Source organism: Rhizobium johnstonii 3841 (assembly GCF_000009265.1).
Taxonomy (GTDB): Bacteria; Pseudomonadota; Alphaproteobacteria; order Rhizobiales; family Rhizobiaceae; genus Rhizobium; species Rhizobium acaciae.
The window spans coordinates 2,410,352-2,422,653 of record NC_008380.1; the positions used below are offsets into that span (position 1 = coordinate 2,410,352).

Genomic DNA, 12,302 nt, shown 5'->3' on the forward strand with positions numbered 1-12,302 from the left:
GTGAAATGCGTCAAGCACCGGTGGACGTCTTTTGTCACAGTCCTTATACTGCATTGCAGCAAGCGGGCTGGGAATATGCGGCTTTTTGGCAGCACGGGTGACTTTTCTCAAATCACTGACTGCACGAGCAAAAGAATACCCGCTTGCTTGGGCTTTCGAATTTCTGTTCCTTCAATCCCTTGTCCATCAAGGGCATATTCCGGCAACCTCGAAGTGGATTGATGATGCCTCCCAGGACTGAACAGCTTTCGGTATTTCCCGCCTTCTTTCGCGTGGAAGGCTTGAAGACGGCTGTCTTCGGCAATGGCGACGAAGCTTTCGCCAAGGTGCGGCTGCTGCTGAACACAAAGGCGCGGATCATTGCCTATGCCGACCGGCCGGAAGCCGATTACCACGCCTTCCTGATCGCCAACCGGATCGAGACCGTGCGCGCTGCCTTCTCCGCCGAACAGGTCGAGGGTTCAGCGCTCGTCTTCGCCGCAACCGGCAATGAAACCGATGACCGCAGCATCGTCGATGCCGCCCGCGCTACCAGAATTCCGGCCAATGCCGTCGATCAGCCTGATTACTGCGATTTCTTCACGCCGGCGCTGGTCAATCGCGCCCCCGTCGCCGTTGCGATCGGCACCGAAGGGGCAGGGCCGGTTCTGGCGCAGATGATCCGCGCGCAGATCGACCAGCTTCTTTCGCCCTCGCTCGGCCGTCTTGCCGGTCTGGCGACGAGCTACCGCAAGGCCGTCGAACAACTGATTCCCAGAGGCGTCTCCCGCCGGGTCTTCTGGCGCCGCTTCTTCTCCGGCGCCGTGGCCGATGCGGTCGCCAACGGCAACCTGCCGCAGGCCCGCCATGCCGCCGACCGGCTGCTGCACGCGATGGACAAGGTCGCCGGCCACGTCTGGCTGGTCGGCGCCGGTCCGGGTGCCGAAGATCTGCTGACGCTGCGTGCCCAGCGCGTGATGATGGAAGCCGATGTCATCGTCTATGACGCGCTGGTGCCGCAGGCGATCGTTGACATGGGCCGCCGCGATGCCGAGCGGCTTTCCGTCGGCAAGCGCAAGGGCTGCCACTCGAAGTCGCAGGAAGAAATCAACGACCTGCTGGTCGATCTCGGCCGCCAGGGCAAGCGTGTCGTCCGTCTGAAATCCGGCGATCCGCTGGTCTATGGCCGGGCAGGGGAAGAAATGGCGGCACTGCGCGCTGCCGACGTCACCTATGAGGTCGTGCCTGGTATCACCTCGGCTTTCGCCGCCGCAGCCGATTTCGAGCTGCCGCTGACACTGCGCGGCGTCGCCTCCTCGCTGGTCTTCACCACAGGCCATGATCTAACCGGCGACGTGCTGCCCGATTGGGCAAGCCTTGCCGTTTCCGGCGCGACGATCGCCGTCTATATGGGCCGCACGGTTGCTGCCTCCGTCGCCGAGCGGCTGATGCAGGCGGGCATTCCGTCTGAGACCACCGTCGCTGTCATCGAAAATGCCAGCCGCGCCGATCGCCGCCTGCTGCATGGCACGCTCGCCGATCTGCCCGATCTGCAGCGCCGCGACGAGTTGACCGGGCCTGTCATGGTCATCATCGGCGATGCGGTCGCCGGCGCTAATTTCGAACTGTCCGAGCCCTTGGTGCGCGCAAACGCCCGGCTCGAGGAACTTGCAAGGAGCTGAATATGGGTGACAAGGTTCTGACCGCCAACCGGCTGACGGACGGCATTGCCGTCTGGCTGGATGCGAACGGCAAGTGGTCCACCTCGCTGCAGGAGGCGCTTGTTGCCCGTCATGCCGAGGCCGTCGCTGCGCTGGAGGCGATCGGCAAGAAATCCTATGCCGACAACGAGGTCGTTGACGTCGCCGTCGTCGACGTTCAGGAAACCAACGGCATTCTCTGGCCGCTTCGCCTTCGCGAGCGCATCCGTGCACAAGGCCCGACCATGGAATATGCCCCGGGCTACGCTCCTGCCGATCCCGAATTCATTGCAGTCTGAGGAAGACGATGTACCGTTACGACGAATTTGACCATGCCTTTGTTACCGAGCGCGTCGAGCAGTTTCGCGATCAGGTCGAGCGCCGCCTTTCCGGCGAGCTCGCCGAGGACGCGTTCAAGCCGCTGCGCCTGATGAACGGCGTCTACCTGCAGCTCCACGCCTACATGCTGCGCATCGCCATTCCCTATGGCACGCTGAGCTCGCGCCAGCTGCGCATGCTCGCCCATATCGCCCGCACCTATGACCGCGGCTATGGCCACTTCACCACGCGCCAGAACCTGCAGTTCAACTGGCCGAAACTGTGCGATATTCCCGATGCGCTGGCCGACCTTGCCAGCGTCGAGATGCATGCGCTGCAGACCTCGGGCAACTGCATCAGAAACGTCACGGCCGATCACTTCGCCGGTGCCGCCGCCGATGAGATCGCCGATCCGCGTCCTTACGCTGAAATCCTGCGCCAGTGGTCGTCGGTCCACCCGGAATTCTCCTTCCTGCCGCGCAAGTTCAAGATCGCCGTCACCGGCGCCGAGCGCGACCGCGCCGCAATCCAGGTCCATGATATCGGCCTGCACGTGAAGAAGAACGACAAGGGCGAGATCGGCTTTGCCGTCTATGTCGGCGGTGGCCAGGGCCGTACGCCGATGATCGCCAAGCTGATCCGCGACTTCCTGCCCGAGGAAGACCTGCTCTCCTACACCACGGCAATCGTGCGCGTGTACAATCTGCACGGCCGCCGCGACAACAAATACAAGGCCCGCATCAAGATCCTCGTGCACGAAACCGGCACCGAGGAGCTGACGCGCCAGGTGGAAGCCGAATTCGCCGCGCTGAAGGATACCGAGCTCAAGCTGCCGGAAAAGGACGTCCAGTCGATTGCTGCCTATTTCGCGCCGCCTGATCTGCCCCAGCGCGCCGAAGGCTGGGAAAACCTTGCCCGCTGGAAGAAGGCCGATTCCGGTTTCTCCCGCTGGGTCCAGCAAAACGTGCAGCCGCACAAGAACCCCGATTACGGCATGGTGACGATCTCGCTGAAGCCGATCGGCGGCATTCCGGGCGACGCTTCCGATGCGCAGATGGATGCGATTGCCGATCTTGCCGAGGAATATGCCTTCGACGAAATTCGCGTCAGCCATGAGCAGAACCTGATCCTGCCGCATGTGGCGCTCGCCGATCTCGAGGCCGTCTATCGCGGCCTCGTCGCCATCAATCTCGCCGAAGCCAATGCCGGCCTGATCACCGATATTATTGCCTGTCCCGGGCTGGACTACTGCGCGCTCGCCAATGCGCGCTCCATTCCGTTGGCGCAGGAAATCTCCCGCCGCTTCGGCAATGCCGAGCGCCAGGCCGAGATCGGCGAGCTGAAGATCAAGATCTCCGGCTGCATCAATGCCTGCGGCCATCACCATGTCGGCCATATCGGCCTGCTCGGTGTGGAGAAGAAGGGCGCCGAACTCTACCAGATCACGCTCGGCGGCTCCGGCGACGAACATACCTCGATCGGCGAAATCATCGGCCGCGGCTTCGAGCCGGACCGGGTGACGGACGCGATCGAGACGATTGTCGACACCTATCTCGGCCTGCGCCTCGATCATTCCGAGAACTTCCTCGCCGCCTATCGCCGCGTCGGACCGCAGCCGTTCAAGACTGCGCTCTACGGCTCGGCCGCCGAAGCGGCATAAGGAGGGGATGATGACGAAGATCTGGAGAGAAACCGGTTTTGTCGAAAACGATCCCTGGGTGATCGAGACCGACGAGGTGAAGGCGACCGAGGAGCAAAAGCCGCTGCTCGGTCTCGACGAACTGATCGCCAAGGCCGACGAAAGCAACGATGTCGGCCTCGGCGTGCTGATTAAGCCGGCCGACGACGTGCGCCGGCTGGAGCCTTATCTCTATCGCCTCGAAATCGTTGCGGTCGCCTTTCCGGCTTTCAACGACGGCCGCGCCTTCAGCCATGCCTCGCTGCTGCGCCAGCGCCTCGGCTACACCAACGAACTGCGCGCCGTTGGTGACGTGCTGATCGATCAGGTGCCGCTGATGCTGCGCGTCGGCATCGACAGCTTTTCGGTCACCAACGCCACTGCGCTGAAGCGTCTTTCCGAAAACCGTCTTCCCGCCATTCCCCATCATTATCAGCCGGCGGTGCGTGACGCCGAAGCGGGCAAGGGCTATAGTTGGCGCCGTCAGGCGAAGCCGGCCGCATGAGCGACCGGTTCGTCCTCGTTTGATGACGGAACGGTAGCATGAAGACATTCGAAGTGGCGGTAATCGGTGGCGGTCTGGCCGGCATGATTGCCGCAATCGCGCTGGCGCGCGGCGGCCGCAGCGTGGCGCTGGTGGCACCCCTCGCTCCGAAAGAGGATCGGCGCACCACGGCGCTGATGGATCAGTCGATCCGCTTCCTCGATCGCCTGGCGCTCTGGGAAAAACTCCGCCCCGCAGCCGCCCCTCTCACCAGCATGCGCATCGTCGACGGCACCGATCGGCTGCTGCGCGCGCCGACCACCACCTTTCGCGCGGCCGAGGTCGGCCTCGATGCCTTCGGCTACAATTTCCCCAACAAGGCGCTGACCGGCATTCTCGAAGAGGCCGCGGCCGGCGAGGGCAATATTACCCGCTCCACCGATATGGCCGAATCGATCGAAATATCGGCCGAGGCCGTCTCGATCACGCTGGCCGGCGGCGAGACGCTGTCGGCCGATTTTGCCGTCGGCGCCGATGGCCGCGGCTCGAAGCTGCGCGAGACATCAGGCATTGCCGTGCGCAACTGGTCCTATCCGCAAGCGGCCATGGTGCTGAATTTCGCCCATTCGCTGCCGCACCAGAACATCTCGACCGAATTCCACACCAAACATGGCCCCTTCACCCAGGTTCCGCTGCCGGGAAGCCGCTCCAGCCTGGTCTGGGTGCAGGATCCGGCCGACGCGGCGAGCCGCATGGAATTGCCGCTTGCCGAGCTCGGCGCTCTCGTCGAGGCGCGCATGCAATCCATGCTCGGCAAGGTTGACGTCGAGGAGGGCGTCCAGGTCTGGCCGCTCTCCGGCATGATGGCGCATCGCTTCGGCAAGGGGCGCATCGCGCTGATCGGTGAGGCCGCCCATGTCTTCCCGCCGATCGGGGCGCAGGGGCTGAACCTCAGCCTGCGCGATATCATGGCGCTTGCCGATATCCTCTGCGACCGGGCGGAATTGCCGGTGCCGGCCGATGCCGGCGAAAGCTTCGACCGCAGGCGCCGCGCCGACATCATGACGCGCACGGCCAGTGTCGATCTTCTTAACCGCTCGCTGCTTTCGGATTTCCTGCCCGTCCAGATGCTGCGCGCTGCCGGCCTGCATATCCTCTCGGCCATACCGCCGCTGCGCAATATCGTCATGCGCGAGGGCATCGAGCCCGGCCGCGGCTTCCGCGATATTCCGGAGGCGCTACGGGAAAAGCTGAAGCGGAAGAAGGCCTGATCGGATCACGATCAGCCAGAGCGAAACAGTGACCACCGAAAACACCGTCGTGATCAGGATCGTCGCCGAGGCGCGCTCCTGCCAGACACCATATTGCTGGCCGATGACGAAGACGTTGGTCGCCGTCGGCAGTGAGGCGAGCAGCACGGCGGCCTGGATCCAGACCGGCTCGAAGCCGCCGACCGCCGTCAGCGCAACGAAAACCGCGATCGGATGCAGGATGAGCTTCGCCGGCACGATATAGGAGATCTCAGCCGGGATCCGCTTCAGCGGCCGCAGCGCCAGCGTCACGCCCATGGCAAAGAGCGCACAGGGAGCCGCCGCCTGGGCGAGATAGTCGACGAGGCGCTGAAACGCCAGCGGCGGGTCGATGTGCAAGGCAGCCACGGCAAAGCCAAGCGTCATCGACAGGATGAAGGGATGCAGCGCGACCTTTCGCACGATATCGGCGATGAGCCGGCGGGCTGAACGCTTGTCGTCGCCGGCTGCCGCCATCAGCGCTGGCGCCATGATGAAATGCAGCGCGTTTTCGAAGCAGATGATCAGCGCCACCGGCACGGCTGCGCCTTCGCCGAGCGCCAAGAGTGCCAGGCCTGGCCCCATATAGCCGATATTGCCATAGGCGCCGGCAAAGGACTGGATAGTGCAATCGGCCAGCGAATTGCCGCGCAAGAGACGGCCGATGACGAAAAGCAGGATGAAGACCGCATAGGTCGCCGCAATATCGGTGACGATGAAGTCGACGCGCGTCAGCTCTTCGATCGGCGTGCGCGAGACGAGCTTGAAGAACAGAGCGGGCAGGGCGGCGTAAATGATGAAGGTGTTCAGCCAGCCGAGTGCTTCGGCTGGCTGCTTCGTCGCCTTGGCGGCGATGTAACCGATCAGGATCAGGCCGAAGAACGGCAATAGCAGGCTGACGATATCGGCCAAGAGGTCTTCCAGAGCGCGGGGATGATCGGCGGGTCAGGATCTGACTTAAGCAATTCCAGCAAAAGTGTGTAGCGGTTTTTCGTCCGGAATTGCGCAGAAACAAGAGCAATTCCAGCAAAACTGTGTAGTGGTTTAGCGTTCGGAATTGCTCAAAAACAAACCAGTAGAGCGTGGACTCATTCACGCGATGAGTACACGCTCTAAGATCCCAATCCAGCAAGCGATCAGTAGTCCCAGAAGGCCGCTACCCAGCGAAAGGCGTCGCCGTCGGTCGCCACCCGACCGACAGACGGGAACGGCAGGTGAGTGGCCACCAGCTGCTCGCCGGTATCCGCCAGTTCCCGCAGAAGACGGAGGCGAACGCGCGCCGCCTCCTCGGGGTCGTGTTCGAAGCCATTGTACCAGTCGGGGTGTTCGAACCCGACCGCGAACACGGCGTCGCCGGCAAACATCAGCCTGTCGCCGCCGGACGCCAGGCGGATCACGCTGTGCCCGGGCGTGTGGCCGCCGGTGCGATGGACGACCACGCCCGGCGCCACCTCGTACTCGTCATCGAACAGCCTGAAATGGCTGCGATACTCTTCGGCGAACCGCTTGGCGGTCGCCCGAAGCGCGTCCGGGAACCCCGGCGGCATGGAGACCCGGGAGAAATCGGGCGCCTCCCAGAACTTGACCTCGGCGGCGGCCACGTGGATCCGCAGGTCCGGACGCAGCTGGTCCTTCACCCCGTCGACGAGCAGCCCGCCAATATGGTCCATGTGCATATGGGTCAGCACCACGTCGGTCACCGACGCAAGATCGATGCCGGCCGCCTCCAGTCGCTTGATCAGCTGCCCGGCCCGCGGCAGGTGCAAGTCCGGGTCGATCCCCAGCCCGGCGTCGAGCAGTATGGTCTGGTCGCCGCTGCGCACCACGACCACGTTCAGCGCCCAGTCGAAAGCATCCGCTGGCAGGAACATGTCTTTCAGCCAGGTCGCTCGGACGGCGGGATCGATGTTGTGTCCCAGCATCGCGGTAGGGAGCGGTAGCACTCCATCGCTGACCACCAGCACCTCAATCTCGCCGATCCGCACTGCGTAGCGCGACGGAACCAATTCGTCCAGCCGAGGTCTGCCGGTGTGTGCGGTGTTTTCCAGGCTCATCTTTGTCTCAAGGTTCATGTTCGTCTCCTTCTGACCGCCGCCTTAAACACGGCATCGACGAGGCTACATGGAGGCGTGTTTGCGATCGATTGGTCGAGGGACAAGGACGAGTGGGGCCGAGGGACAGGGCAAGCCATACCACGGCATAGGTGCAGGCCTCGCTTTTTGCTGCCGGCGTGGTGCTGATGGGGGCGGCGTCGATCAGATCGGCGAACGCGGCAAGCCTGCTACCGCCATTTCTCGATGAGAAATTCCGAAGACGGTGCAGTGGCCGGTCGGTAAAGTCCGTCAGAGCGTGTCGATCAGGCCTCCGTCCACGCGCATTGAAGCTCCAGTCGTTGCGGACGCCAAAGGGGAGGCCAGATAGGTGACGAGATTGGCAATTTCCTCGACGCTCGCAGCGCGTTGGATGATCGAACCGGCGCGGTGCTTCTTGACGAAGTCCGCCGCCACCTCCTCGATCGGTTTCCCCGTCTTCGCACGTTCCTCGGCGAGCATCGCCTCGACGCCTTCCGACAGCGTGGGGCCGGGAAGGACGGAGTTCACGGTGACGCCCGTGCCGACCATGCGTTTGGCAAGGCCGCGGGCAACCGCGATGTCTGCGGTCTTGCTGACACCGTAGTGGATCATCTCGACCGGAATGTTAAAGCCGGATTCCGACGCGATGAAGATAACGCGGCCCCAATCGAGCTTCTGCATGCCCGGAAGATATGCGCGCGAAAGCCTGACGGCGGACATGACGTTCACCTGCCAGTGGCGGTCCCATACCTCGTCGTCCGCATCGAAGAAGTCTAGTGGCTGGAAGATGCCCGCATTGTTGATGAGGATGTCCACATGTGGAACTTGGGCGACAAGAGCGTCACATCCGCCAGCAGTTGCGAGATCTGCTGCCACCGCGGTCACGCTTCCCTTGGCGCCTTCGCCTTTCAGGCGGTCGGCGGCCTTCGCGGTCTTTTCCTCGGACCGGCCGTTGACCACCACGTCCGCACCCGCCCTCGCGAACTGGCGGACGATTGCGTAGCCAATGCCTTCGGTGGATCCGGTAACTAGAGCGGTCTTGCCTGTGAGGTCGATCTGCATCTTCTGCTCCTGTGGGTTGGATGACAGAACGTATGAACTGAAGACCGGTCTCGCAACAGCCCACGATGCGGATAATGCTTCCCCTTCGACTGCGCGCCGCTGAGCCTAGAACCGGAGTAGCTCTCGCCAGGTCTAGTCGAAGTCGCCGATGCGGCCGCCTGGAAGACAACGATCGGATCACCGTCTTCACCACGGCGGGCTTTCTTGACGCTTCACGACGAGAACGCCAGCACCGCGCAGATCATCGCGGGTGGCGGGAAAAGCTACGATGGCCGCCAGTGCGGGGTAGTCTGATCTGCGTCGTGGATGCGTTGATCGCCTCCACGACGTTCCGTTGCTTGAGGCTCGAGGCGCTTAGAATAGTTTGAGCGGCTCGGGAAGCAGATCTATCGGAAAGTCCTGATAGGAGACCGGGCGCAGGAAGCGATAGATGGCCAACGTGCCGACGGACGTCGATCTCCCGTCCGATGTGGCTGGATAGGGTCCGCCATGGACCATGGCCGGGGATACCTCGACCCCCGTTCCGAAGCCGTTGACCAGAAGTCGGCCGGCCAGAAGCTCCAACTGCGAGATCATCGGCGAGGCGGCCCCGATGTCCCCGGCATCCACGTGCAGGGCGATGGTCAACTGACCCTCCAGGGATCCCACGACCGTTCGCAACTCCTCATCGTCACGGCAGCGGACGATCAGTCCCGACGCGCCGAAAACCTCTTCCTGAAGTTCCGGATTCGCGAGGAATGCAGCAGCGGTCGTCTCGAAGAGCGCCGCCGCGGCCTGATTGGGCGTTCCGTCTTTTCCCGCGGCCACCTGCGAGACGGAAGGCGATGACGACAGCCTTGCGACGCCATTGCAGTATGCGTCAAAGATGCCACCAGTCAGCATGGTTTGAGCCTGTGATTCCGAAAGCGCTGCGGCGGCACTCCCGATGAAGGCATCGAGGCCCGCACCCTCGACGGCGATGATCAGGCCAGGATTGGTGCAGAACTGACCGGCGCCGAGGATCAGAGAGGATGCGAACGATTTTCCGATCTCCGCCCCTCTGCTGCGAAGTGCGTTGGGATAGAGGATGACAGGGTTGATGCTGCTCATTTCGGCGTAGACAGGTATCGGCTGCTTCCGCTCCGATGCGATCTTCATCAGCGCGGTGCCGCCACGGCGCGAGCCCGTGAAGCCGACGGCGCGTATGCGGTGGTCGGCGACCAGGGTCTGACCGACCTCGAATCCTGCGTCGAACAAAAGCCCAAACGTCCCCCGCGGAAGGCCGCATGCTGCGACCGCGTCCGCGACGGCTCGGCCGACCAGCTCGGACGTGCCGGGATGAGCGGAGTGCGCCTTGACGACAACCGGGCAGCCGGCGGCGAGGGCGGAGGCGGTGTCACCGCCAGCTACAGAGAAAGCGAGGGGAAAATTCGATGCTCCGAACACCGCGACAGGGCCGAGAGCAACGTTTCGCAGCCGAAGGTCCGGCTTTGCAACTGGCCTGCGCTCCGTATCAGCCGGATCGAAGCGAAGTTCCTGAAACCTGCCGTCGCGAACCTCCTTGGCGAACAGGCGAAGCTGGCCGACTGTCCTGGCGCGCTCTCCTTCGATGCGGCCGCGTGGCAGACCAGTCTCGTCAATCGCTCGCATGACGAGATCATCGCCGAGTGCGACGATGCCTTCGGCGATTGCTTCCAGGAACCGAGCCCGATCATCGAGCGACGTCTCCTTGTAGACCGGGAAGGCGTCCCACGCCAAACTTGTGGCCTCTTCCACCTGCTCCTTCGTCGCGCCCGCGAAGCTCGGTTCCATCGGGTTGCCGTTGGCGGGATTGATTGCGGAGAATGCTGCGGCCGCGCCGCGTACGTTCGCGCCGCCGATAATAAGGTCGCCGGAGAGTGTCATCGTGGATCCTTTCAAAATGAGAAGCCATGGCCCTCGCATGCTGAATGGAGGCTTTGCGTAAACCGTCGGCGTATGGCTGTCTATCTCACATAGGCATCGACGGCAGGTATGCCAACCCTTCGCTCATTAAAAGTATTACTTTTCAAATCGTGCCAAAGTCGGCGCGCGCATTGCGACCGCCGGATGCTGACGGCCGTAGACCAGTCCCGCTCCGATTCCCTGCGAAGCCCCGGTGATAACCCCGGTTTTATGCACGCTCATGCCTGCCTCCGGCTCGGCGACGCGGGTAGCCTTCGTTCGTTTGCGGCGCGTGCTCCCTCGATTGATGCGTTGACCGGCTGCGTGCCGGAAGCAGCCGGACGGTCTGCATCGTCCTCCGCTCTGCCGGGACAATCGCGCCGAAAACCGTGCCACGATATTGTACGAAGGTGTCTCCGATACCTTCGGATCGGGGTGCCGCCTTGGGCACACCAAGGTACAATAGACGTGAGGAATGGCCGGAGGTATCACCCCAGCAGCACCACGAATGATTGGAGTTCACATGACTCGCTGGCCGGATCGCCGCATCCTCGATCTGTTCGGGATCGAGCTTCCCATCATACAGGCGCCCATGGCGGGGGCGACGACCGTAGACATGGTGGTAGCCACCGCCAAGGCCGGAGGGCTGGGTTCGCTGCCGAGCGCCTTGTTGAACGTCGAGGGGCTTCGCAAGGCCTTGGGGGAGATCCGCGCGGCGACCAAGGCGCCCGTCAACGTGAACTTTTTCGCGCACCTTTCGCCGGCAGACGATCCGTCAGCGCAGGCGCGCTGGAGAGCACTGCTTGCACCATACTATGCCGAAGCCGATCTCGATCCGGCTACGATAGTCGCGGGAGGCGTGCGTGCGCCTTTCGACCCCGCCTTCTGCGATGTCGTGGAGGATTTGAGGCCTGAGGTGGTGAGCTTTCATTTCGGGCTTCCGGCAAGGGAGCTCGTACAGCGGGTGAAGGCCACCGGCGCCAAAGTCGTTTCCTCCGCGACCACCGTCGCCGAGGCAGTATGGTTGGAAGCAAACGGAGTCGATGCCGTCATTGCGATGGGTTTCGAGGCGGGAGGCCACCGAGGCAACTTTCTGACAGATAACATGGCGACGCAGGTTGGCACGATGGCGCTCGTACCACAGGTCGTCGACGCAGTTCGTGTTCCAGTCATTGCGGCGGGCGGCATTGCCGACGGACGGGGAGTGGCTGCCGCATTGATGCTGGGCGCCTCCGCCGTCCAGATCGGAACGGCATACCTGTTCTGTCCGGAGGCACGCATTCCCGACGTCCACGCTGAGGCGCTGGCCGCCTCGAGAGACGACGGCACTGCGATCGCGAACGTCTTTACCGGTCGTCCGGCGAGGAGCGTGGTCAATCGGCTCGTGCGCGAGCTTGGCCCAATCTCGGAGGGCGTTCCTGCATTTCCAACGGCGGCCGCCGCGCTTGCCCCTATCAGAGCGAAGGCGGAGGCGGACTCGCGCGACGATTTCACGAATCTGTGGTCGGGACAGGCCGCAAAACTCGCCTTGAGGACAGGCGCAGAAACGCTGACTCGTGAGCTCTATTTAACGGCGCTTGACGTTCTCGATCGGCGCACGCCCTTCTGATGGGAACTTTTGTCAATTCTACCTACCCGCGGGGAACAGTCTGCCGCAACGCAAACCTTCACCCGGCAGTTCACAACGACCAGTTTGATGAAGGCCGCCGCGTCTCCTTCCGGAGATCTGCCGCGGCACCCTGGTATAACAATGTGTAGGACATCACACGCAGTGATTGGTGCGCAGGAACGGGTCCTGGCGACAGCTTCACGATCACG

Annotated in this window: 11 protein-coding genes; 6 read left to right on the forward strand and 5 right to left on the reverse strand. The window is 63.0% G+C overall.

Annotated features, from left to right (window positions below):
- Positions 1 to 224 precede the first annotated feature (224 nt).
- Genes cysG through RL_RS11855 form a run of 5 tightly spaced genes read left to right on the forward strand, consistent with a single transcriptional unit; the run spans position 225 to position 5,430 of the window.
- Positions 225 to 1,661, forward strand: coding sequence for a siroheme synthase CysG (gene cysG / locus RL_RS11835; RefSeq protein WP_041936569.1), 1,437 nt, complete (start codon positions 225 to 227; stop codon positions 1,659 to 1,661).
- 2 nt (positions 1,662 to 1,663) lie between these two features.
- The gene (locus RL_RS11840) at positions 1,664 to 1,978 is read left to right on the forward strand and encodes a DUF2849 domain-containing protein (RefSeq protein WP_011651871.1); all 315 of its coding nucleotides are present in this window, start codon (positions 1,664 to 1,666) and stop codon (positions 1,976 to 1,978) included.
- 8 nt (positions 1,979 to 1,986) lie between these two features.
- Positions 1,987 to 3,657 carry a nitrite/sulfite reductase gene (locus RL_RS11845; RefSeq protein ID WP_011651872.1) on the forward strand — a complete coding sequence of 557 codons (1,671 nt, stop codon included), beginning with the start codon at positions 1,987 to 1,989 and terminating at the stop codon, positions 3,655 to 3,657.
- A 10-nt stretch (positions 3,658 to 3,667) separates the two neighbouring features.
- Complete coding sequence (locus RL_RS11850; protein WP_011651873.1) at positions 3,668 to 4,180, forward strand: DUF934 domain-containing protein; 513 nt, start codon at positions 3,668 to 3,670, stop codon at positions 4,178 to 4,180.
- A gap of 38 nt (positions 4,181 to 4,218) precedes the next feature.
- Complete coding sequence (locus RL_RS11855) at positions 4,219 to 5,430, forward strand: UbiH/UbiF family hydroxylase (protein ID WP_011651874.1); 1,212 nt, start codon at positions 4,219 to 4,221, stop codon at positions 5,428 to 5,430.
- On the opposite strand, the gene RL_RS11860 is transcribed toward RL_RS11855, so the two are convergent.
- From RL_RS11860 to RL_RS41000, 5 genes are all read right to left on the reverse strand, one after another.
- Complete coding sequence (locus RL_RS11860) at positions 5,398 to 6,360, reverse strand: AEC family transporter (RefSeq protein WP_011651875.1); 963 nt, start codon at positions 6,358 to 6,360, stop codon at positions 5,398 to 5,400. The genes RL_RS11855 and RL_RS11860 overlap by 33 nt on opposite strands.
- Positions 6,361 to 6,584: 224 nt before the next feature.
- Positions 6,585 to 7,520, reverse strand: coding sequence for an MBL fold metallo-hydrolase (locus RL_RS11865; protein ID WP_011651876.1), 936 nt, complete (start codon positions 7,518 to 7,520; stop codon positions 6,585 to 6,587).
- A gap of 270 nt (positions 7,521 to 7,790) precedes the next feature.
- Positions 7,791 to 8,582 carry an SDR family NAD(P)-dependent oxidoreductase gene (locus RL_RS11870; RefSeq protein WP_011651877.1) on the reverse strand — a complete coding sequence of 264 codons (792 nt, stop codon included), beginning with the start codon at positions 8,580 to 8,582 and terminating at the stop codon, positions 7,791 to 7,793.
- 354 nt (positions 8,583 to 8,936) lie between these two features.
- Positions 8,937 to 10,466 carry an aldehyde dehydrogenase (NADP(+)) gene (locus RL_RS11875; protein ID WP_011651878.1) on the reverse strand — a complete coding sequence of 510 codons (1,530 nt, stop codon included), beginning with the start codon at positions 10,464 to 10,466 and terminating at the stop codon, positions 8,937 to 8,939.
- Positions 10,467 to 10,601: 135 nt separating this feature from the next.
- Positions 10,602 to 10,727 carry a hypothetical protein gene (locus tag RL_RS41000; RefSeq protein WP_280115871.1) on the reverse strand — a complete coding sequence of 42 codons (126 nt, stop codon included), beginning with the start codon at positions 10,725 to 10,727 and terminating at the stop codon, positions 10,602 to 10,604.
- Positions 10,728 to 11,007: 280 nt separating this feature from the next.
- On the opposite strand from RL_RS41000, the gene RL_RS11880 reads away from it, so the two are divergent.
- Positions 11,008 to 12,093, forward strand: coding sequence for an NAD(P)H-dependent flavin oxidoreductase (locus tag RL_RS11880; RefSeq protein WP_028742016.1), 1,086 nt, complete (start codon positions 11,008 to 11,010; stop codon positions 12,091 to 12,093).
- Positions 12,094 to 12,302 lie beyond the last annotated feature (209 nt).